23 protein-coding genes are annotated in these 21,436 nt (G+C 64.6%); 6 read left to right on the top strand and 17 right to left on the bottom strand.

Annotated features, from left to right (window positions below; genetic code table 11):
• Positions 1–290: 290 nt before the first annotated feature.
• The 3 genes from KBY99_RS12755 to KBY99_RS12765 are packed head-to-tail and all read right to left on the bottom strand — an operon-like array spanning position 291 to position 1,327.
• Entirely contained in the window at positions 291–593 is a 303-nt protein-coding gene (locus KBY99_RS12755) for a TMEM165/GDT1 family protein (protein ID WP_106501567.1), read from the bottom strand.
• A 15-nt stretch (positions 594–608) separates the two neighbouring features.
• Positions 609–959: a TMEM165/GDT1 family protein gene (locus tag KBY99_RS12760; protein ID WP_254999450.1), complete on the bottom strand. Its 351-nt coding sequence runs from the start codon at positions 957–959 to the stop codon at positions 609–611.
• Positions 956–1,327, bottom strand: a complete 372-nt coding sequence (locus KBY99_RS12765; RefSeq protein ID WP_254999451.1) for a YkgJ family cysteine cluster protein — start codon at positions 1,325–1,327, stop codon at positions 956–958. The genes KBY99_RS12760 and KBY99_RS12765 overlap by 4 nt, the downstream gene beginning before the upstream one ends.
• Positions 1,328–1,412: 85 nt before the next feature.
• Between KBY99_RS12765 and psb30 the strand changes: the two genes are divergently transcribed.
• Complete coding sequence (gene psb30, locus KBY99_RS12770; RefSeq protein WP_254942093.1) at positions 1,413–1,586, top strand: photosystem II reaction center protein Ycf12/Psb30; 174 nt, start codon at positions 1,413–1,415, stop codon at positions 1,584–1,586.
• Here psb30 and KBY99_RS12775 read toward each other — a convergent pair.
• On the bottom strand, positions 1,565–2,890 hold the full coding sequence (locus tag KBY99_RS12775; protein WP_254999452.1) for a chloride channel protein: 1,326 nt from the start codon (positions 2,888–2,890) through the stop codon (positions 1,565–1,567). The two genes, psb30 and KBY99_RS12775, sit on opposite strands and share 22 nt — an antisense overlap.
• A 1-nt stretch (position 2,891) precedes the next feature.
• Entirely contained in the window at positions 2,892–4,787 is a 1,896-nt protein-coding gene (gene recJ, locus KBY99_RS12780) for a single-stranded-DNA-specific exonuclease RecJ (protein ID WP_254999453.1), read from the bottom strand.
• Between the two features lie 103 nt (positions 4,788–4,890).
• Here recJ and KBY99_RS12785 point away from each other — a divergent pair, with 103 nt between their 5' ends.
• Genes KBY99_RS12785 through KBY99_RS12795 form a run of 3 tightly spaced genes read left to right on the top strand, consistent with a single transcriptional unit; the run spans position 4,891 to position 6,784 of the window.
• Positions 4,891–5,643, top strand: coding sequence for an HAD-IA family hydrolase (locus tag KBY99_RS12785; RefSeq protein ID WP_254999454.1), 753 nt, complete (start codon positions 4,891–4,893; stop codon positions 5,641–5,643).
• Positions 5,640–5,987, top strand: coding sequence for a DUF565 domain-containing protein (locus KBY99_RS12790; protein WP_254999455.1), 348 nt, complete (start codon positions 5,640–5,642; stop codon positions 5,985–5,987). The genes KBY99_RS12785 and KBY99_RS12790 overlap by 4 nt, the downstream gene beginning before the upstream one ends.
• Positions 5,987–6,784 carry a hypothetical protein gene (locus KBY99_RS12795; protein WP_254999456.1) on the top strand — a complete coding sequence of 266 codons (798 nt, stop codon included), beginning with the start codon at positions 5,987–5,989 and terminating at the stop codon, positions 6,782–6,784. The genes KBY99_RS12790 and KBY99_RS12795 overlap by 1 nt, the downstream gene beginning before the upstream one ends.
• 50 nt (positions 6,785–6,834) lie before the next feature.
• Here KBY99_RS12795 and KBY99_RS12800 read toward each other — a convergent pair whose 3' ends face one another.
• Positions 6,835–7,014, bottom strand: coding sequence for a 50S ribosomal protein L32 (locus KBY99_RS12800; protein WP_106501574.1), 180 nt, complete (start codon positions 7,012–7,014; stop codon positions 6,835–6,837).
• A 118-nt stretch (positions 7,015–7,132) separates the two neighbouring features.
• Here KBY99_RS12800 and ftsH point away from each other — a divergent pair, with 118 nt between their 5' ends.
• Positions 7,133–8,965: an ATP-dependent zinc metalloprotease FtsH gene (gene ftsH, locus KBY99_RS12805; protein ID WP_254999458.1), complete on the top strand. Its 1,833-nt coding sequence runs from the start codon at positions 7,133–7,135 to the stop codon at positions 8,963–8,965.
• Here ftsH and KBY99_RS12810 read toward each other — a convergent pair.
• From KBY99_RS12810 to thrC, 3 genes are all read right to left on the bottom strand, one after another.
• A complete protein-coding gene (locus tag KBY99_RS12810; protein ID WP_254999461.1) occupies positions 8,903–9,871 on the bottom strand; it encodes a cupin in 969 nt (322 codons plus the stop codon). The two genes, ftsH and KBY99_RS12810, sit on opposite strands and share 63 nt — an antisense overlap.
• Positions 9,872–9,933: 62 nt before the next feature.
• Positions 9,934–10,209: a MoaD/ThiS family protein gene (locus KBY99_RS12815; RefSeq protein ID WP_254999462.1), complete on the bottom strand. Its 276-nt coding sequence runs from the start codon at positions 10,207–10,209 to the stop codon at positions 9,934–9,936.
• Between the two features lie 70 nt (positions 10,210–10,279).
• Positions 10,280–11,545 (bottom strand): threonine synthase, encoded by a 1,266-nt coding sequence (thrC, locus tag KBY99_RS12820; RefSeq protein WP_254999506.1) that lies wholly within the window; start codon positions 11,543–11,545, stop codon positions 10,280–10,282.
• Positions 11,546–11,678: 133 nt separating this feature from the next.
• Between thrC and KBY99_RS12825 the strand changes: the two genes are divergently transcribed.
• Positions 11,679–14,549 (top strand): UPF0182 family protein, encoded by a 2,871-nt coding sequence (locus KBY99_RS12825; RefSeq protein ID WP_254993287.1) that lies wholly within the window; start codon positions 11,679–11,681, stop codon positions 14,547–14,549.
• 47 nt (positions 14,550–14,596) lie between these two features.
• Here KBY99_RS12825 and fba read toward each other — a convergent pair whose 3' ends face one another.
• From fba to leuB, 8 genes are read right to left on the bottom strand one after another with little or no spacing between them, the layout of a single operon-like run.
• Positions 14,597–15,670: a class II fructose-bisphosphate aldolase gene (gene fba / locus KBY99_RS12830; protein ID WP_106501579.1), complete on the bottom strand. Its 1,074-nt coding sequence runs from the start codon at positions 15,668–15,670 to the stop codon at positions 14,597–14,599.
• A gap of 41 nt (positions 15,671–15,711) precedes the next feature.
• On the bottom strand, positions 15,712–16,809 hold the full coding sequence (locus tag KBY99_RS12835; RefSeq protein WP_254999463.1) for a Gfo/Idh/MocA family protein: 1,098 nt from the start codon (positions 16,807–16,809) through the stop codon (positions 15,712–15,714).
• A complete protein-coding gene (locus tag KBY99_RS12840; RefSeq protein ID WP_254999465.1) occupies positions 16,806–17,210 on the bottom strand; it encodes a hypothetical protein in 405 nt (134 codons plus the stop codon). The genes KBY99_RS12835 and KBY99_RS12840 overlap by 4 nt, the downstream gene beginning before the upstream one ends.
• Entirely contained in the window at positions 17,207–18,082 is an 876-nt protein-coding gene (accD, locus tag KBY99_RS12845) for an acetyl-CoA carboxylase, carboxyltransferase subunit beta (protein WP_106501581.1), read from the bottom strand. The genes KBY99_RS12840 and accD overlap by 4 nt, the downstream gene beginning before the upstream one ends.
• Positions 18,083–18,119: 37 nt before the next feature.
• Positions 18,120–18,965, bottom strand: a complete 846-nt coding sequence (locus tag KBY99_RS12850; RefSeq protein ID WP_254999466.1) for a prepilin peptidase — start codon at positions 18,963–18,965, stop codon at positions 18,120–18,122.
• Between the two features lie 7 nt (positions 18,966–18,972).
• Positions 18,973–19,371, bottom strand: coding sequence for a hypothetical protein (locus KBY99_RS12855; protein WP_254999468.1), 399 nt, complete (start codon positions 19,369–19,371; stop codon positions 18,973–18,975).
• Between the two features lie 5 nt (positions 19,372–19,376).
• Positions 19,377–20,279, bottom strand: coding sequence for a phosphoribulokinase (locus KBY99_RS12860; protein ID WP_254999469.1), 903 nt, complete (start codon positions 20,277–20,279; stop codon positions 19,377–19,379).
• A gap of 48 nt (positions 20,280–20,327) precedes the next feature.
• Complete coding sequence (leuB, locus tag KBY99_RS12865) at positions 20,328–21,410, bottom strand: 3-isopropylmalate dehydrogenase (RefSeq protein ID WP_254999470.1); 1,083 nt, start codon at positions 21,408–21,410, stop codon at positions 20,328–20,330.
• Positions 21,411–21,436: the final 26 nt, after the last annotated feature.

Consider the following 21,436-nt stretch of genomic DNA (forward strand, 5'->3'; position numbering starts at 1 on the left):
TCACGCAGGCCACGGCGGCTGAGCCCGTCGAGGCCGATCTGAAGCTGCTGCTTTTCAGCTTTTTGGCTGATGCCCAGGGCTTTTTCCAGCTTTGTCAGCGGCAGGGCTTCCTGGGCGGGCAGCTGGTCGAGCAGGTCGGCGACCGTGAACTTCATCGATGGGAGGGCTGGTTGGCAGGGGGCCGCCCCGGAGAACCCGGGGTGCAGGGGCGGTGGCTGGACTGAAGCCGGTTGATGGCGGACTGGACTCGGAGCGATGCCCACGGCCGCCAAGGCCTTCATTTGCTGATATTAATCAGCTGACGATTCTTCGGCTTCCGGGCTGCTCGATCGCTGGATCAGGCGTGCGCCGATCACCAGAAAGCCAACCGAGGCTGCCAGCTGCAAGGCATTGGTGGGGATTACGGCGGATAGGGAGCCGCCGGCGGCTGCGCCCAGCAGGCTGGCCAGCACCAGGGCAGCGGAACTGCCGGCAAACACCGCTCCAGGGCGGGTTGAGGTGCCACTGATGGTCACGATGGCCAGCTGGGTTTTGTCTCCCAGCTCAGCCAAAAACACTGTGGCGAAGGTGGAAGCGAGCAGGGCGAAGGGCATGGCGTAGCGCTGCGGTTAGGAGAGGGGAAGGTCGGAGGGGCTTGGAACCAGGCCCAGTACGGCTTGCCTGCCCAGCCACAGGCCCAGGGCCACCATCAGGATTCCCGCCAGGCGCTCCAACTGCTGTGGTGGCATCACCTTGGCGAGCCAGCGGCCCAGTAACACCCCCACCAGGCTGGAGCTAATCAGGGCCAGGGAGGCACCAACAAACACGACAACTGGCCTGCCTGATTGGGCAGAGAGCAGGAGGGCGGCGAGCTGGGTCTTGTCCCCAAGCTCAGCAAGGAAGACCGTGGTGAAGGTGGTCAGGAAGGCGGCACTCCAACTGCCTGCCCGGTTGGCGCTTGGATCGGGTTCGCTGCTCATAGACGCTTCCGTGTGGCACGCCTAAAGCGCTTCATTACCCTGCCACGGCCTCCGTATTCACTGCGGATCTGCTGCAGGCAGCAGCCAATAGCAAGGCGGTCGCCGGCGCCTGGATCGTCAACCGTGCCAAACAGCTGCACCAGGTTGGCCACGTTGCAGAAGTCAGGTCGGTCCGCATAGATGCGGCAACTACGCGCGCCGGTGTTGAAGTTGACGCACCAGCCATCGGGGCCAACCATGGCCAGATACTGCTCCTGCTGCTCTGGGCTAAGCGCCTCGATTGCTTCCTGACGCAGACTGGGATCCAGCCGGCAGCAGGCTCCGCAGCCGCTGATGCATCCCCAATGGGCCCGATCGTCCCTGGCCATCCCCCTGCAGCGATTAACTCCATTCAGCCACAGCTCAAGTCTCTACTGCCGCTGTGACAAGCCGTCACAGAGCCTGCCGGCAGCCATGGGCAGCTGGGATCGACCCCTAACCTGTGCCCACAGCGACTACTGCTCTAAGGCAGCAATCTCCATGGGTATCGACTTCCACCTGATCGCCAATTTTGCAGCCCTGGCGCTGATCACCCTGGCTGGTCCTGCCGTGATCTTCGTGCTCTTCTACCGCCGCGGCGCACTCTGATCGCCACTTCGGCCGAGGTTCCAGAGGGCGTGATAAATCGGCTCAGGCTGGATCTGGCGGCCCACATAGGCGCCCACCACGGCGCTCAGCAGGATGCCGAAGAGCCACTGCTGATCCCCTGCCATGCGCAGGGCAAACAGCACCGTCATCAGGGGCAACTGGGTAGCCCCGGCTAGGGCTGCCGCCATACCTAGGGCCAAGCCAAGCTCGCTGCTGTCCCCAAGCAGCTCCAGGCTGCCGCTGCCAAACAGGGCACCAATGGCGAAGGCTGGATCAATCAGGCCGCCGGGTATTCCCGCTGCCAAGGCCAAAATCGGTGCCACCACTCGGGCTGCCACCACCAGCAGCCAGCCGATGACGCTGAGGGGCGAGCCTGGCACCGGCAAGCTGCCGCGACCTTTAAGCAACTGAGCCATCAGGGCTTCGCCATCACCACCGCTCCAGCCACCGCTGGCCACGGCGATCAGGCCAAGGGCCAATCCCAGCCCCAGCCCCCAGGCCAGGGGCCGTTGCCGAACTCGCTGGCGCAGCAGGGCCGAACTCCGCCAGAGGATGCGGCTGAACAGGCCGCCCAGCAGGCCGCCACCCACCCCGACGGGCAGGGCCCATAGCAGTTGCTGCCATTCCGGCTGGGTGGTCTGAACCATGCCCAGGGTGAAAAGTGGTGTGCCAGCGAGATTGCTCACCAGGGCTGCTGCTGAGCAGACCACTACTGCCGGCCACAGCACGGCTGTTTGGAAGCGTCCGGTGAGTTCCTCCACCACAAACACAGCTCCCATCAGCGGGCTGTTAAAGCCCCCCGCTAGGCCGGCGCCGGCGCCGATTGCCATCAGACTCTGGGTGCTGAGTTTGGCCAGCAAGCGGGGGAAGCGTTGCCGCAGGGCATAGGCCACTGCCGCTCCCAACTGCACCACGGGGCCCTCGCGGCCGAGGGGCATCAGGGCCAGGCTGGCCGCCGACCAGATGCAGAGCCGCGCCACGGTGGCGAAGGGTGCCATCAAAGCAGCGGCCTGCTCGGGATTCTCGAGGCTCTCGATTGTTTGGGGTATGCCCGAGCCCGAACCCCGGCCCCAGGGGCCGGCCTGAAGCCAAAGCAGCGCTGGCATCACCAGCACCGGCGCCAGGGCGATCGCCAGGCCCTGCAGCGTCCAGGCCCCGCCGGCAAAGTTGGGCAAGCGCTGCAGCAGCAGCTCCTGGGCGTGGTCCACCAGATTCAGGGGCCAGCAAGCCAAGCCCACCAGCAGCCCTAAAAGCAGGAGCTGCAACAGGAAGTGGAGCTGGCCGCGGTTTAGGGGTAAGGACATCTCAGGCGACCAGGCCCAGGGCCAGGGCCGCATCCTGCATCAGGCCTCTTACGTAGGGGTGGTCGTGGCTGGCGCCCTCGGCGCTTGTGAGTTCGTCGCCGGCCGCATTGCGCACCACCAGCCCAGCCCCCTCGCGGCGACACCAGTAGGTGCGGTTGTGGTGTTGCAATACCACCTCACCACCATCAACGGCTCCACCAGCGCTGGCTCGCAAGCCCACCAGCTCCAGCTGTAGCCGCTCCTCCCCCTGCCAGGAGTCCAGCCGCAGGCGGTAGGCCACATCCAGCAAGGCCGGCAGGTTGGTTTCACCCTGCCAGCGCCAGCCCATGGCGCGCAGGCTCGCCTCGCCCTGGCGCAGCTCCAGTTGCAGGTGGCCGCCGCGCAACAGCTTCTGGGTCGCCACCTGGCAGCCCTGGCTCCAGAATACGGGCTGGGGGTGGCCGATGCCGAAGGGCTCGAGCCGTTGCAGCTGGCGGTAAAAGCTGCGGTTGATCTGCTCGAAGCTGAGCAGGGCTTCCGGTTCTACCGGGGTGCCATGGCCTGCCTGCTGCAGCCAGGTTTGGGCCAGTTGGTTGAGCTGCTCGTGCAGGGCGGCCACCTGCTCGGCGCGCACGGTGAAGCCCCCGGCGGCGGGGTGGCCGCCGAAGCGCTCCAGCAGGGATGCGCACTGCTGCAGGGCCCCGTCCACCGCAAAGCCCCGGGGAGCCCGCACCGAGGCCCGCAGGCGGCCGTTGCCCTCGCCAGCGAGCAGGGCGGCGGGCAGGCCGAAGCGCTCCACCAGCCGGGCGGCCACGATGCCGATCACGCCGTGGTGCCAGTGGTTCTGGGCCAGCAGCAGGAAGGCCGGGCGCTGGGGACCATCGGCCTCGAGCAGGGCCAGGGCCTCGGCTTCGATGGCGGTGCAGAGGTCGCGGCGTTGGCGGTTGAGCGCCTCGCAATCGCGGGCCAGGGCCAGGGCCCGGCTTGGATCTTCGGTGGTGAGCAACTCCACCACCAGCTGGGGATCCCCAAGCCGGCCGACGGCGTTGATCCGCGGCGCGATCTGGAAGCCCACCGCCTGGGCATCGAGGGGCGTCTCATCGAGGCCCGCTAGCTGTTGCAGGGCCTGGAGCCCCACCAGGGGGCTGCGGCCCAGCTCGGGCAGGCCGTCGATCAGCCAGCGCCGGTTTACCCCCACGAGCGGAGCCATGTCGGCGATCGTGCCGATACAAAACAGATTGAGAGCAATCTGCTGGCCGTCGGTGTGCCGCAGGCTTTGGCAGAGCGCCGCCGCCAGCACATAAGCCAGCCCCACCCCCGCCAGGCCCCGATAGGGGGATCCGGCCGGGGTGCGCTGGGGATGCAGCAGGGCCAGGTGCGGCGGCAGCGGATCGGGAATCGTGTGGTGGTCCGTGAGGATCGCCTCAACGCCAAGGGCTTGGGCCCGCTCCAGGGCCTCAAGGGCAGACACCCCGTTGTCGACGGTCACCAGCAGGGCGACCCCCTGCTCCGCCAGCTTCTCCACCATGGCGGCGTTGAGGCCGTAGCCGTCATCCATGCGGCTGGGGATCGCCGCGATCGGCCTGGCGCCAAGGCGCTGCAGCACCCCCACCAGCAAGGCCGTGCTGGTCATCCCGTCGGCGTCGTAGTCGCCGCAGATCGCCACCGCTTCCCCCTGGCTGCAGGCGCGCTTCAGCCGCGCGACGGCCTTGGCCAGGTCGGGGAAGTGACGCCCCGCCGCCGGTGCCGCCTCCGGATCCAGCAGGGCGGCGATGGCCTCCGGGCTGGTGAAGCCCCGGCGGCTGAGCAGCGCCAGCAGCGGTTCGGGCAGGGGATCGCTGGCCGGCGCTGCCTGCAGGGCGCCAGGCGCCAATGGAGCGGGCAGGTGCCAGCGTTGCTCTTGGAGGGCTGGCAGCAACTACTTAACAACCGGTACCAAGTCATTGTGCGGGACCTGCCTCTAGGCCGCATCCCCCAGAAGGGATGAGCCCTAGCCTGATAAGCCCTGGTGCGAGCAGCTGATGGCCCTGCAAGCCCTGCTCTGGGATGTCGACGGCACCCTGGCGGAGACCGAGCGGGATGGCCATCGCTTGGCCTTTAACCGCGCCTTTGCCGACGTTGGTGTGCCCCTGCATTGGGATGCCGCCCGCTATGGCGAGCTGCTGGCCATCAGCGGTGGCGGGGAGCGGATCACTGCTGCTCTCGCGGAGCTGCTGGGGGAGCCGCCGCCGCCCGAGATGGTCGCTGAGCTGCAGGCCCGCAAGCAACACCATTACGGAGCTCTGGTGGCCGCCGGCGAGCTGCGGCTACGCCCCGGGGTGGCCGAGCTGATCGCTGCTGCTGGAGCAGCTGGCCTGAGCCAGGTGATCGTGACCACCAGCGGTCGCGCCGCGGTGGCGGCCCTGGCGGAGCACTTGCTGGGGGGGCTCTGCCAGCATTTCGCCTTCTGGGTGTGCGGTGAAGATGTGGCCCGCAAGAAGCCCGATCCGGAGGCCTACCGGCTGGCCCTCCAGCAGCTGGGCTACCCAGCCAGCACGGCGCTGGCCCTGGAAGATTCCGGCAATGGTCTTGCGGCTGCCGCTAGCGCCGGACTGGCCTGCCTGCTCACCCTTAGTCACTACGGCAGTGCGGAACCGCCGCAGCGCTTTGCGCGGGCGCGGGCGGTGGTGGATCAGTTGGGCCCTGGGGCGGCCGTGCTGCGGGGGCCCGCTTGTCAGGGCGGGCAGATCACGCTCTCCTATGTCCAAGCCTTGCTGGAGGATTCGCCAACGTGACGCGTTCGAACCTGCAGCCCACCCGCTTCAATCGGGCTATCGAGCGGCTAGTAGCCCAGCTGCTGGGCAATCTGAGAGGCAATTGGCGCCTGCGCAGCAGCGTGGTTTTGGCCCTGCTGCTGGGCTTCTACGCCGGCAGCAATCTCACGGCATACGTGCTGCTGGAGATCCCCGGTGGGCGCCCGATGGCGGTGCTCACAATGGTGCTGCTGGTGGAGCTGGTCGTGCGCCTGCGCGGCCGTTTGGTTCGAGCCACGCCCGGAATCGGCTGGGTGCTGGTCGACAACCTGCGCATTGGCATGGTGTACGCAGTGGTTATTGAGGCCTTCAAGCTCGGCACCTGATGGATTCCCAGCTAGATCGCAGGTTTGTGCAACCCCTGCTGGCCCAGTTGCAGCTGCTGGGCCGCAGTGGCCAGCGTGCGGTGCTGGCCCTCAATGGGCCGGTGGGCGCTGGTAAGTCCACCATGGCTCGAGTGCTGCAGCAACGGGCCGCCGGCCTAGGGCTGGCGCTGGCGGTGGCCTCAATCGACGACTTTTACCTGCCCTGGGAGCAGCGGCAACGAGCGCTTGAAGGCAACCCTTTTGGCGTATCCCGGGTGCCGCCGGGATGTCATGACGTGACCCTGGCGCTGGATTGTCTTGACGTCTGGCAGGCCGGCGGCGACCTGCGCCTGCCTCGCTTTGACAAGACCCTGCGGGGTGGCCTGGGTGACCGCTCTTCTGAGGAAGTGGTGGAAGCGGAGGTGTTGCTGTTGGAGGGCTGGCTGCTCGGTTGCCGCTCCCTGGGCAGGGAAGCCCTTGCCACTATTCAGCCTCCTGCCGGGCTGAACGCCGAGGAACTCGCCTGGCTGCCCCACTGGGACCAAGCTCTTGAGGCCTATCAGCCGCTTTGGCAGCGCTGCGCCCAGTTATGGCTGCTGCGTCCCCAAAGCTGGCAGTCACCGCGCCGTTGGCGCCTGCAGGCGGAGGCAAAACAGCGCCGCCGAGGCGAAGCCTGGTTGCCGGCGACTGAGCTGGATCGCGTGGTGCGCGCCAGCCTTTGTTCCCTGCCCCCATCCCTTTATCAGAATCCCCTGCTTGAGCTAGCCAGTGGTTACGCAGTGCTGGACAGCCGCCGACGCTGGATTGGTGGCAGCTGAATTGGCAGCAGCTGCGTTAGCTCAGAGACCTAATTGAGTGTTCGGGACGATCAGCTTTCGCCGTCGTCGCCTTCCTCATCTACCGGATAAATGAAGCCTTGGGCCTTGCCGCTCAGCACTGCCTTGCCGATGGAGAGAGCTTTCTGAGCTGCCACTGCCGCCTTGCCCTTCCAGGTGGCATGGCGCTGATTGCGCTTGCCCTGGGAAGTTTTCTTCTTAGGAACAGCCATTCCGGCCTACTACATCAAACCAAGATCTTCCGTTGTCGCCTGGCCTTTCGTCAAATCGCTAAGCTCAGTGCAAAGACAGAACCTAGTGAGCGACAGCATTTCTCCAATTGGGCAATCCATGCGGTTGAACGGACTATCGCCTCGCGACCCTGCTCCCTCCTACAGCCAGTTGCTGAAGGATCTTCGGGCGGGCAAGGTCAAGGATCTGGAGTTGTCGTTGCGGCAGCGGGAAGTGCGGGTGCGCTTCGACGATGGACGCCAGGCCACGGTGCCGGTATTCAGTAACGATCAGCTGCTTTTGCGCACCGCCGAGCAGGCGAAGGTGCCCCTCAACGTGCGCGACGACCGGGCTGATGGCGCCACGGCTGGTCTGGTGGCTAATGGTTTGTTGGTGCTGTTGCTTTTGGCTGGACTTGCCCTCCTGATCCGTCGCTCAGCCCAAGTGGCCAATCGGGCCATGGGCTTCGGCAGCAGTAAGCCCCGGTTGCAGGAGGAGGGCGGCGTGGCGGTGCGATTTGAGGATGTGGCCGGTATCGGTGAGGCCAAGGAGGAGCTGCAGGAGGTGGTCACCTTCTTGAAGGAGCCGGAACGCTTCACCGCCGTGGGCGCCAAGATCCCCAAGGGTGTGCTGCTGGTGGGGCCACCAGGCACTGGCAAAACCCTTTTGGCCCGAGCCATTGCCGGCGAGGCGGGCGTGCCGTTTTTCTCGATGGCCGCCTCCGAATTCGTTGAGATGTTCGTGGGGGTTGGTGCCAGTCGGGTGCGAGACCTATTTCGCAAGGCCAAAGCCAAAGCGCCCTGCATCATCTTCATCGACGAAGTTGATGCGGTCGGTCGCCAGCGAGGTGCTGGTATCGGTGGCGGCAACGATGAGCGGGAGCAGACCCTCAACCAGCTGCTCACCGAGATGGATGGTTTCGCGGATAACTCCGGCGTAATTCTGCTGGCGGCCACAAACCGACCTGATGTGCTCGATAGCGCCTTGATGCGGCCCGGTCGTTTTGACCGCCGCATCACCATTGACTTGCCAGATCGCCGCGGCCGTGAGGCGATCCTTGCGGTCCATGCCCGCAGCCGCCCCCTGGCTGGGGCGGTGTCCCTCTCGGCCTGGGCCAGCCGCACCCCGGGTTTTTCTGGGGCCGATCTGGCCAACCTGCTCAACGAAGCAGCCATCCTCACGGCACGCCATCACCAGAGCGAGATCGACGACGGCGCCCTTGCCGGTGCCCTCGAACGCATCACCATGGGCCTGACGGCGGCACCGCTGCAGGACAGTGCCAAAAAACGGTTGATTGGCTATCACGAAGTGGGTCACGCCCTGCTCACCACCTTGGTGCCAAAGGCCGACCCCCTCGACAAGGTGACCCTGCTGCCGCGCTCAGGCGGAGTTGGCGGCTTTGCCCGAATGATGCCGGACGAGGAGATCCTCGACTCCGGGTTGATCAGCAAGGCCTACCTACAAGCCAGGCTTGTGGTTGCTTTGGGTGGGCGCGCAGCTGAGCTGGTTGTTTTTGGTCCCGCTGAGGTGACCCAAGGTGCCAGTGGTGATCTGGATATGGTCACCCGCATCTGCAGGGAGATGGTGACTCGCTACGGCTTCTCCAGTCTTGGTCCGGTGGCCTTGGAGGGGGATGGGGCTGAGGTTTTCCTCGGCAGAGACTGGCTGCGCTCCGAGCCGCCCTATTCGCGAGAAACCGGCAATCGCATCGATTCTTTGGTGCGAGAACTGGCCAGCTCAGCCCTCGAGCAGGCCGTGGCCTTGCTGCAGTCACGCCGCGTCCTAATGGATGAGCTGGTCGAAATGCTGATCCGAGATGAAACCATCGAAGGTGAGGCTTTCAGATCGGTGGTGACAAGTCATGAGGCGGCCCATCCGCAGCCGACTAGCTCAGCTGTTGCCCTGCAGGCCACCGGAAAAGCGGATGTCGAGGCTGCGCAAGTAGGTGTGTAGGCCCGAATCCTGAATCGGCAGCAACCGGGACATCCGCTCGCTGCTGTTGACATGGGCGTGCCAGTAGCCCGGCGGTGTGATGAAGGCCCCACCGGACTGCCAGTCGATGCGGCTGGGATTGGCGATGGCGCCGCCGGCATCGAGCTCCGTGCCCACCAAGGTGTAACAGCCCGGGTCGCAATCGATGATTAGATCAAGGGCAACCGACTGGTGCCGGTGCGGTGGCTGGATGGCGCCAGCAGGCACCACACCGAGCATGGCCCAAAGGGTGTGGGTCACGGTGCGGCTTTGGGGCAGATCGCTGTTAGCCAGCAGCAGGCTCAGCCGGTTGCTGCGAGCAGAGCTGGGATCGGCGAGCAGCAGATCTAGTTCGCGCTGCAGCCGGGCGGCGGGGTAGTGGGTTGGCTCGAAGCGGGCGATGTTGGGCTCAACGCCCAGGTGGCTGAGCAGGGGGCCGTCGTGCACCCAGTAAAGAACGCTGGTGGCCTCTGCAGTTAGCAGGGGGGGCTCGCCAGCTGGTAGAACAAAAAGATCTCCAGCGCTCCAGTCAAGCTGCGGCGTGCCAGCACGCTTGAGGCTGCCCGATCCTTGCAACACATAAAACAGCAAGCTGGTGGCGTTCGCCGCTGCCTTGAGGCCTTCACCAGCTTCGATGCGCAAAAAGTTGGCCGCCAGGCCAGGGCTGGTGGCCGGGGCGCTACAGCCGAGCTCGCTGCTGATATCGAGAGGAAGCACCGCCGTGGGCCCTGACTGGTGCAGGGCGGGGTCCCATTGGCGCAGGGGTATCGGTTCGGTTAGCCCAGCTCGCACCGGATTGGCAGCCTGGCGGTAGTCGAACAACTCGGCCTTGGCTTGCCACTGGCCGGAGTCGGTAGTGGGGATCGACTGGATCGGGGCCTGGGTCATTTCTCTGGCTCCTCGCGGGATCTGAACACTATTAGGACTTGGCTCGCGCTTGGAGGCTTCGGTCAGCCGCCGGCCACGGCGGGAACAATCGAAACCTCATCGCCGTCGCTGAGATTGGTGGCCTGGTTGTCGAGGAAGCGGATGTCCTCACTGTTTACGTAGACGTTGAGGAAGCGGCGCAATTTGCCGGCTTCATCGCACAACCGACCCTTGATCCCCGGATAGCGGCCCTCGAGGGCATCGATCAGGCCATCCACGCTGGAGGCATCGAGATCAACACTGGCCTCGTCGTTGGTGAACTTCTGCAGGGGGGTGGGGATCAGAACCTGAACTGCCATGGCGGGGGTTGGAGGGGCGTGGGGAATGGGTGGGGTGATCAGTGCTAGTGGTGATCAGTGCTGCTGGTAATCAGTGCTGGTGAGAGGCTTGCGCTTTTGCCCAGGCCGCTTTGAAGCTGTCGAGCTGGGCCTCAATCAGGTAGGGCTCGCCTATGGAGGAGGCGATCGCTTCAGTCGTCTTGAGACCGTTGCCGGTGATGTAAGCCACGGTGGTTTCGTCAGGATTGATCTTGCCCTGCTCCACCAGCTTTTTCAGCACGGCGATGGTGGTACCGCCTGCGGTTTCGGTGAAAACGCCCTCGGTTTCAGCCAGCAGCTTGATGCCCTCGATGATCTCGGGGTCGCTGACTGCCGCAATGCTGCCGTTGGTTTTGTTGGCGATGTCGATGGCGTAGGGACCGTCTGCCGGGTTGCCGATGGCAATCGACTTGGCGATCGTGTTTGGCTTCACCGGCGTGATGAAGTCCCGACCTTCCGCGAAGGCCTGGGCGATTGGTGAGCAGCCCTCGGCCTGGGCGCCGCTGAAGCGCACGTGCTTCTCCTCTACCAGCCCCACCTTGATGAATTCATCAAAACCCTTGCGAATCTTGGTGAACAGGGATCCCGAGGCCAGGGGCGCCACGATGTGGTCTGGCAGCTGCCAGCCCAGTTGCTCGATCACCTCGTAGCCCAGGGTTTTTGAGCCCTCGGAGTAATAGGGGCGCAGGTTGATGTTGACGAAGCCCCAGCCGAAGGTGTTTGCCACCTCGGAGCAGAGGCGATTCACCTGGTCGTAGTTGCCATGCACCGCCATCAAGGTGGGGTTGTAGATCAAGGTGCCCAGCACCTTGCCCAATTCCAGATCGCTGGGGATGAACACGCAGCAGTCGAGGCCGGCGTGGGCGGCGATGGCGGCGGTGGAGTTGGCCAGGTTGCCAGTGGAGGCGCAACTCACCGTGGTGAAGCCCAGCTCCCGGGCGCGGGTGAGGGCCACACTCACGACCCGGTCCTTAAACGAAAGCGTCGGCATGTTGACGCCGTCGTTCTTGATGTACAGGCTCTTGAGGCCGAGTCGCTTGGCCAGGTTGCCGGCTTTGAGCAGTGGCGTAAAGCCCGTACCTACATCAATTGGATCGCCTTCAATCGGCAGGAATTCGCGGTAGCGCCAGATAGATGCGGGCCCCGCCTCGATCGTGGCCCGGCTAACCCGATTTTTGATCGCCTCGTAGTCGTAGACAACTTCGAGCGGTCCGAAGCAGACGTCTTCGCAGACGTGGCGAGCGCTCGCTTCGTAGGGATGGCCGCATTCCTTGCAGCGCAATCCGGTGAAGGTGGAGCGGGAGAGGGTGGCAGTCACAGTCACGCCCAGTGTTGATAGAAAGTTAGCAGCGGTGGAACCGGGACTTCTTAATACCCGATCTTGGAGCTCGGGTATTGACTCTTCCTTCTGGGCCCCTTGACCTGGGGGGTTCACTTCTTAGCCTCCGATGGTGACAGCACCCTCCCCGCGCTTCTCCGCTGAAAGCCTCTTAGGCGCTCTGCGCTGGCTGGCCGCACTAGCCCTGCTGTTCGGCTTGCTGCTCTTGTTTGCCAGGCTCGGCATTGAGAGGCTCTGGTTTGCCCAGTTCGGGGCTGAGATGGTGGTGATGCGCCGCTGGCTGCTCCAGCTGCTGGGCTTCGCCGTTGTGATGGGCCTGGGTGTTCCTCTCCAGCTGCAACAGCTGAATCGCTGCTGGCGTCTGCGTCAGCAGGCTGCCAGCAAAGACCTGCCCAAATCCCCCCTAGTCGTGCTCGGGCAGAGGCGGCTGCTGCTCGTTCTTGGAGTCTTGCTTTTGCTGCTGGCGGCAGGACTCACCTATCTGATGGTGCAGGCCAGGGACCTTATTGCCGCTCCCTTCAGTGGCCAGGTGATCACAGGCATTCCCGTGTTGGCCGATCTCAGGCCTCTGGTCGTGGTGGCCCTGGCGGCGGGGCTGCTGGTGCCGTTGCTGCTTTGGCCCCTCACCACTCTGCGGATCAGCTTGGCCACGGCCCTGGCCGGCTCTGCCACGGCGCTGGCTCGGGGTTGGAGCCTCTGGCTGCCTGCTCTCCTGGCGGTGCCTTTCCACGAGGTCGACCCAGTTACGGGATTTGATCTGCGCTTTACCGTGCTGCAGCTGCCGGCGTTGCATCTGCTGATCAGTGTGGTGATGGCCCAGGCCGTTGTTGGCCTGGCTGGCTGTCTCTGGCTGACCTGCACAGAGGGCACGAGCCTCTCGGAGCTCCGCTTTCCAGGACTCAGCTCCCTGCAGCAGCGAGTGCTGCAGCCCCAGTTTGCGGTGCTGGCTCTGATGGCGGCCTTCAGCAATGCTCTCTCGCCCTTCGATCTGATGGTGCAGGGCAGTGGGGTGGCCTCGGGAGCGGGATTTGTGGATCTGCATGTGCGCCTGCCCCTGCGTCTGCTGTTCAGCGGGCTGCTCCTACTCACGGCCCTAGGGCTGCTGGTGCCGCTGCCCAAGGGGTGGCTGCGTCGTGGTGCCCTAATTCCTCTGGCGTTAACGGCCCTGGCCGTTCCGATCACCGAGTGGATTGTGGCTCCCTTGGTGCAGAGGTTCTTGGTTCAGCCGCGGGAGTTGGTCCTTGAATCCCCCTATCTTGCGCGGTCCATTGCGGCCACGCGGCAGGCGTTCGGCCTTGAATCCGTTCAGACGCTTACCCTCCAGCCCCGCCAAAACCTCACCGCCGCCGATCTGGCGCAAGCGCCGGGCACCCTGGCCAACATCCGCTTGTGGGACAGCAAGCCCCTGCTGGAGGCCAACCGCCAACTCCAACAGCTACGCCTCTACTACCGCTTTCCCTCCGCGGCCGTCGATCGCTATCCCCTGGGCAGCGATCCGGCCCGCCAGGGCTCCCAGATGGTGTTTATCGCTGCCCGGGAACTCGATACGGGAGCCCTACCTAAGGACTCCCGCACCTGGTTGAACCGCCATCTGGTTTTCACCCATGGCTACGGCTTCACCGTCAGTCCTGTGAATGCCTTCGGTCCCGACGGGCTGCCGCTGTATTTCGTCAAGGACCTGGGGCGGAGCGGCAGGGTGCAGGGCATCCCCCAACTGGGCCTGCCTGACTCCACCGTGCGCCAGGCTCTGCCTGTGGGACGGCCCCGCCTGTATTTCGGCTCGGCCAAGGCGCCCTATGTGATTGCCCCCACCAAGGTGCGGGAGTTCGACTACTCCGAGGGGGAGCTGAACATCTATTCCCACTACGGCGGTGCCGGGGGCGTGGCCATTTACGGTCCCCTGGAGCGTCTGATGGCAGCGGCCTATCTGCCAGAGCCGCGGCTGTTGTTCACGGGGTCCTTGCAGCCAAATTCGCGGCTGCTGCTCCGCCGCCAGGTAAGTGAGCGCCTTGCAGCCCTGGCGCCGTTTCTGCGCTTCGAGAGCCAGCCTTACCTCGTCACGGCCAGGGTGCCGTCCACCCCCGGCTACGACCCCGATCAGCACCAGTACTGGCTGCTCGATGGTTTCACCAACAGTCGCAGCTACCCCTACAGCGATGCCAACCCCTCCGGTATCCGTTATTTACGCAATCCGGTGAAGGCCGTGGTTGACGCCCATAGCGGCAAGGTTTGGCTCTATGTGAATGATCCCAGTGATCCGATCCAGCGCACCTGGCAGAAAGCGTTCCCTGAGCTGTTCAGACCGCTCTCAGCCATGCCGAAGTCGCTGCTGGCCCACATTCAGGTGCCTCAAAGCCAGTTTCAGGTGCAGGCCGAACGGCTGCTGCGTTACCACGTAACCGATGTGCGCACCTTCTACAGCGGAGATGACGTCTGGTCGGTGCCGCTGGAGATCTACGGATCCTCGAATACGCCGGTGCGCCCGTATCACGTGACGGTGCAGCTGCCGGGAGAAAGCAAGCCGGAATTCGTTTTGCTGCTCCCCTTCTCGCCCTTGAAGCGTCCCAACATGGTGGGTTGGTTGGCTGTCCGCAACGATCCCCCCAACTACGGCCAGCAGCTGCTGGTTCGCTTCCCCCAGCAGCGCCTACTTCTGGGGCCGCAGCAGATCTCCTCACTGATCGAGCAGGATCCCGCCATCAGCTATCAGTTCGGCCTTTGGAACCGGGCTGGCTCCAGCGTGATCCACGGCAATCTGCTCGTGCTGCCGGTGGGTCGGGGGCTGTTGTATGTGGAGCCCATCTACCTGCAGAGCAAGAACAACAACCTGCCCACGCTGGTGCGGGTGGTGGTGACGGACGGCACCAACTTCGTGATGGAGCGCAATCTTCAGGATGCCCTGGCCAAGCTCGTGAGCAGCAAGAATGGGGTGGTAACTGGCCGCTCACTGACCCTGGCCGGTACTGCTGGCCGGAGCCAATAAAAAAGGGGGCCCCGTGTGGGGCCCCTGGAATCCGATCGCTGGCCAGATCAGGCTGCGACTGCTGCCTTGGGGTCAAGGGCGCCCTTGGCGTAGAGGCCGGCGTAGTAGTTGATGTCGCGCTGCTTGATCTTGCTGGCGTTGCCTGCACACCAGAACTGCTGATAACGATCCAGGCACACCTGCTTCATGTACTGGCGGGCAGGCTTGTTGAAGTGGCGGGGATCGAAGTTGGCGGGATCCTTGAAGGCCGCTTCCCGAACAGCTGCGGTGAAGGCCAGGCGGTTATCGGTGTCGATGTTCACCTTGCGCACGCCGTTGCGGATGCCCTCCTGGATCTCTTCGACGGGCACTCCGTAGGTCTCTGGGATAGCGCCGCCAAACTTGTTGATCATGTCCAGCCACTCCTGGGGAACAGAGGAGGAGCCGTGCATCACCAGGTGGGTGTTGGGGATCGCTTTGTGGATCTCGGCGATGCGGCTGATGGCCAGCACTTCACCGGTGGGCTTGCGGGTGAACTTGTAGGCGCCGTGGCTGGTGCCGATGGCGATTGCCAGGGCGTCAACTTTGGTTTTGGCGACGAAATCGGCTGCTTCGGCGGGGTCGGTGAGCAGCTGGCTGTGGTCGAGCTTGCCCTCAAAGCCATGGCCGTCCTCGGCCTCACCCATGCCGGTTTCCAGGGAACCCAGGCAACCCAGCTCGCCTTCCACACTCACGCCGATGGCGTGGGCCACGTCCACCACCTCTTTGGTGACAGCCACGTTGTACTCGTAGCTGGCGGGGCTTTTGGCGTCTGCCATTAGCGAGCCATCCATCATCACCGAGGTGAAACCGTTGGCGGCAGCACCAAAGCAGGTGGCAGGGCTGTTGCCGTGGTCCTGGTGCATCACCACCGGGATGTCGGGATAGGTTTCGACTGCGGCCAGGATCAGGTGGCGCAGGAAATTTTCACCGGCGTACTGGCGGGCACCGCGGGAGGCCTGCAGAATCACCGGGGAGTCGGTCTCACTGGCCGCCTCCATGATCGACTGCACCTGCTCCAGGTTGTTTACGTTGAAGGCAGGGATGCCATAGCCGTTCTCAGCGGCATGGTCGAGCAGCAGCCGAAGCGGAACGAGCGCCATGGGAAAACCTCTCGGGGTCGGGAGTTGAACTGGCGCCGACTCTAGGTGATGCCCCTTGGAGTGCTCTGGCCAGCTCCCAGGCGGGCCCAGTCGCAGCAGCGCTGACTCAGCACTGCCTCGCCCAAGCCAGGCAGCATCGGTCGGCCCTCGCGCACCGCCGCACTCCACCAGCTGTGGATGCGCTGCACCGGCGCAATCCGGCCATCGGCCCAGGTGCGAGCAAAGCTCCAGCGGTCATCAGCCTCCACCGGCCGCAATGGCTCTCCCGCCTGGGAGTGCCACAGCCCAAAGCCATGTACGTAGTCGGCCTGGTTGTCGGAGCCCAGCACGGCGGTGCCGTCGCGGCCGTACAGCTCCAGCCAGCAGCCCCGGCCCCTGCGGGCCACGGAGGCCAGGTTGAGCTGGGCCGGCACCTTCTGCCCCAGGGGTGTTTCCAGCTCCAGCTGCACCAAGGCGATGTCTTCGGCATCCACCCTGGCCAGGCGACCACTGCCATCGGCTAGGGGCCGTTGGGTAATTGCCGTGCTCAATTGGGCCCTAAGGGAGTGGCTTGGACCCACCAGCCAGTGCAGGGTGTCAAAGGCATGGGTGCCCAGCGCTCCGAGCACCCCGCCACCTGCGGCTGCCTGGGAATACCAGCTCCAGGGGCGCGAGGGGTCAGCTCGGCTGCCCATCAGCCAGTCGTATTTCACCAGCACCAGTTCACCGAGGACGCCACTGGCCAGCAGGTCGGCGAGCTGCTGGAACAGGGGAACGGCCCGGTATTCAAAGTCGACCGCCACGGTTAGCCCCCGCTGCAGGGCCAGCCGTTGCAGGCTCTCGATCTGTTCGGCCTTGAGGGCAACGGGCTTCTCCAGCAGCAGGTGCTTGCCCGCTTCCAGGGCGCGCCTGGCTAGATCAAAACGCGGCCCCGGTGGGGTGGCGATCACGATCGCCTCGACGGCCGGATTGGCCAGCAGCTCGTCGAAGTTGCTGTGGCCAGGCAGTTCGGCGCTGCGGCAGGCGGCTTCCAGTCGCTCGGGGCGCGGGTGCCAGAGGGCCACCGGCTCGGTGCCGGGGCAGGCGCGCAATGCGGGTAGGTGCACGGCCTCGCCAAAGCCCAGGCCAGCAATGGCCACCTTCAGCGGGGGAGCGCTCATGAGAGGCCCTCGGCTGCGGTGGCACAAACTTCGCCGATCACGCTGCTGATCAGGTTGTCCCCCGATGCCGGCTGCCATTCAGCCCTGAACTGGGGTAGGCCGTTGATAGAGGTGTCGCGGAACAGCTCCTGGCCGCAGTCGATTTCCATCACGTAGAGATCGGCGAGGGGCCTGGGTTGCTCCTCGCTGACAGGTTTTTGGAAGCGTGTCAGCACCGAAATATTGCCGGCGCGGCTGGTGCGCAGGCTGCCGCCGTCCCACCACTGGCGTCCCTCGCTGGTGCTGGCCACCTCATGCCAGTCGACCGGGCCAGCTAGGGCCCTTCCAGGCGTGGCGGCCAGGATCCCCACGACCAGCAACAGCAGCAGCAGGGAGCGGGCTGCCTGGCGTAGGCCGCTCATGCCGCCACCGTTTCACGGCAGCCGTGCATGGTGAGCAGGCTGGCCAGGGTTGCCTTGAATTCAGTGCGATCCACGATCGCGTCAACGAAGCCGTGGTCGCGCAGGTATTCGGCGGTTTGGAAGCCCTCGGGCAGCTTTTCGCGCAGGGTCTGCTCGATCACCCGGCGGCCGGCGAAGCCGATCAGGGCCTTGGGCTCGGCCAGGATTAAGTCGCCCAACATGGCGAAGCTGGCAGTTACACCCCCTGTGGTGGGGTAGGTGAGCAGGGGCAGGTAAAGCAGCTCTGCCTGGCGGTGCCGCTCCAGGGCGCCGGAGATTTTGGCCATCTGCATCAAGCTCAGCATCCCCTCCTGCATGCGGGCACCACCGGAGGCGCAGACAATCAGCACCGGTATGCGCCGGGCGGTGGCGGTTTCGATCAGGCGGGTGAGCTTCTCGCCCACCACCGAACCCATCGACCCGCCCATGAAGCGGAAATCCATTACCCCTAGGGCCAGGGGTAGGCCACTGGTGCGGCAGATACCGGTAACCACGGCGTCGCGCAGGCCCGTGCTCTGCTGGCTATCGCGGATGCGATCGGCGTAGCTGCGCCGGTCCTTGAAGGCGAGGGGGTCGGTGGGCGAGAGCCCGGTATCCATGGGCTCGAAGCTGCCCGGGTCGGCGATCAGGGCGATGCGCTCAGGGCTGTCGATGCGGTTGTGGTGGCCACATCCCTTGCAAACGCTGGCGTTAGCCACCAGGTCTTTGCGATACACCACCAAACTGCATTCCGGGCACTTGCTCCAGAGCCCATCTCCCTCCTCCGGCTCCTGGGTGACCCGCACGGTTGGGGCATTTTTCTGGCGATCCGCAAACCAGTCGAACAGCGACATGCGGCGTTTACCAACAGCTCAACCTATTTAAGGCGCTTCACCACACCAGCCCCAGCACGGTCAGCCATAGGTCGTTGCCGAGTAGCCACACGGCGGCTCCTCCAGCTGCAAGGAAGGGGCCAAAGGGAAAGGGCTGGTGCTTGCCCAGCAGGCCGCTGAGCCGGCCGATGCTGCCCAGCACCGCCCCAGCAAACACCGCCAGGATCACGGTGATGCCAAGCCCGGTGAGACCAAGCCAAGCACCAATCAGGGCAGCCAGTTTGGCGTCTCCCAGGCCGAGGGCTGGCCGGCCGATTGCCTTGTGGGCCAAGGCACTGACCGTTTCAAAGCCAACCAGGCCAACTCCAGCGGCCACCAGATGGTGAAACAGCAGCTCTCGGCCGATTTCGTCACCCTGCTGGAAGCCGATCACTGCGGTCACCGCCAGGCCTAATAACAGGCCAATTCGGCACAGGGGTTCGGGCAACCAGAGGCGATCGAGATCGATCAACACCAGCGGCAGCAGCCAGCTCAACAGCAGCCAGCCTGCGGCTACCAGCAGCCAGGGCTGGGGCTGGCTGCCCATGGCGCTCGGCTGGGCCAGCAGGGCCGCTACCCAGAGCCCGGCGCTAAGCAGCTCCACCAAGGGGTAGCGGCAGGAGATAGGAGCACCGCAGTGGCCACACCGTCCCCGCAACAGCAACCAGCCCAGTAGGGGCACATTTTCAAACCAGCGCAGCCGGCTGCCGCAACGGGGGCAGTGGCTGGGTGGCAGCACGATCGATTCCTCCCGAGGCAGGCGCCAGGCCACCAAATTGAGAAAGCTACCCACGCAGGCCCCAAGTAGCGCCACCACAACGGGCACGGCTGGGGTGCTGGCAAGCAGCGGAGCAAGGGCGCTCAAACGGGCCTCAGGCGAGAGGGGGAGAGGACGGTTTGCGGGGTAGACGCAGCCTGGCTGCACCGCTCCGTGCCAGGCGGCCACGGATCAAATCAATCGGCACAAAGTGCTCATCGGGCAGCAGCACCGGCTGGTCGAAAACAATCCTGCCCTGCAATATTTGCTTGCGATTGAGAACCACGCCGGATGGTTCGTGGCCGGAGTTACCGAGCTCCAAAGACTGAAACAAGATGCGGCGAGCTGCCTGAATCACCAGGCTGCTGTTGATCTGGTCGAGACGCAATGAGTCTGCGGCCTTGGTTTTGGCAGCCCCCGGAATCAAAAACGACGGGGAAGGATTCTTCGTGGGTGTGGCGAAGGAGATCGGCCTCACCAAAACGAATGGCAACCCCAGAATAGGGGTTGCCATTGCAATCAGGACAGCTTCTTCTTCTCTTCGATCATGCGATGGATGATCGGCGTAAGGATCAGCTCCATGGCGAAGCCCATTTTGCCGCCATCTACCACGATCGAGGTGGGGCTCGACATGAACGAGTCGTGGATCATGTCGAGTAGGTAGGCGAAGTCGATGCCCCACTTTTCGCGGGCACCCTTGCGGAAGTGGATGATCACGAAGGATTCATCCGGCGTGGGGATCTCCCGGATCATGAAGGGATTGGAGGTGTCCACCGTCGAAACCCGCTGGAAGTTGATATCCGTGAGGCTGAACTGGGGGCAGATGTGGTTGATGTAATCCGGCATGCGGCGCAGGATCGTGTCCACCGTGGCCTCAGCCGAATAGCCGCGCTCCTTGTTGTCACGAGCGATCTTCTGGATCCACTCCAGGTTCACGACCGGCACCACGCCAACGAGTAGATCAGCCAATCCGGCTACGTCGTAACCCTCGCCCTTGACGCCACCGTGCAGACCTTCATAGAAGAGCAGGTCGGTGCCTTCAGGGATGACTTCCCAGGGAGTGAACTGGCCGGGATCCAGGTTGGTGCCGAGGCGGGCGTTGTGCTCTGCGGCTTCTTCAATGGAGTGCAGGTAGTAGCGCTTCTGGCCACTGCCGGTTTCTCCGTAGGCCTTGAACAGCTCTTCGAGCTTGTCAAACAGGTTTGCTTCGGGGCCGAAGTGGGAGAAGTTTTCACCATTGGCCAAGGCGGTGGCCATGGCTTCCTTCATCGGGCCCCGCTCGTAGCGGTGGTAGCTGTCGCCCTCCACCACTGCAGGTGTTATTCCCTCGCGCTTAAAAATGTGCTCAAAGGCGCGCTTGACAGTGCTGGTGCCTGCGCCGGAGGAACCGGTGACAGAAACAACCGGGTGACGCTTCGACATGCGCAGGAATCAACGAAACTGACCGCGAGTTTGGCAGGTCGCCGGCGCCTACCCCGCCAGGGCAGCTAGCAGCTGCTCTCCCATGGCGCGGCAGCCCAGCTGGATGCAGCCCTCGCTCATCAGGTCGCCGGTGCGGTAGCCAGCGGCCAGCACCCGGTCGACGGCGGTTTCTAGGGCGGTGGCAGCGGCGTCTTGCTGCAGGCCGACCCGCAGCATCATGGCGGCGCTGAGCACCATCGCCATCGGGTTTGCCTTGTCCTGGCGGGCGATGTCGGGGGCGGAGCCATGGATCGGCTCAAACAGGCCAGGCCCACTGGACCCCAGGGAGGCGGAGGGCAGCATGCCGATCGAGCCGCTCAACATGGCGGCCTCATCACTGAGGATGTCGCCGAAGAGGTTGCTGGTGAGCAGCACGTCGAATTGGCGGGGATTGCGCACCAGCTGCATGGCGGCGTTATCAACGTACATATGGCTGAGTTCCACCGTCGGGTAGTCGGCCGCCATGGCGGTGACCTGGTCGCGCCAGAGCTGGCTCACATCGAGCACGTTGGCCTTGTCCACGCTGCAAAGCCGGCCGCTTCTGGCCACGGCCAACTCGAACGCCACCTTGGCGATGCGGTCGATCTCGTCGTCGAAGTAGGCCATGGTGTTGAAGGCCCGCACCCGACCCTCAGCCTCGACGCGTCCCTTGGGGGTGCCGAAATAGACGCCGCCGGTGAGCTCGCGCACCACCATCAGATCCACCCCTTCGATCACCTCGCGCTTGAGGGTGGAGGCATCGATCAGGGCCGGGATGATCTTCACCGGCCGCAGGTTGGCGAACAGGCCCAGCGCTGATCTCAGCCCCAGCAGGCCCGATTCCGGGCGCTGCTCCCGGGGCAGGCTGTCGTATTGGGGGGAGCCGATGGCGGCGAGTAGCACCGCATCGGCGGCCTTGCAGGCCTCGAGGGTGCTGTTGGGTAGGGGCTCGCCGGTGGCGTCAATGGCTACGCCGCCCATGGGCTGCTCGTCGTAGACGAGGCTGAAGCCATGGCTGCTGCTGACAGCATCCAGCAGCTGGCGGGCTACCGCCATGATTTCCGGGCCGATGCCGTCGCCGGGAAGCAGGGTGATTCGGTAGCTGGTCGTCATTGGGGGGTGGGGCGCCGCCGGCGAGG

The sequence above is a fragment of the Cyanobium sp. Maggiore-St4-Cus genome, assembly GCF_024345615.1.
GTDB lineage: Bacteria > Cyanobacteriota > Cyanobacteriia > PCC-6307 > Cyanobiaceae > Cyanobium_A > Cyanobium_A usitatum.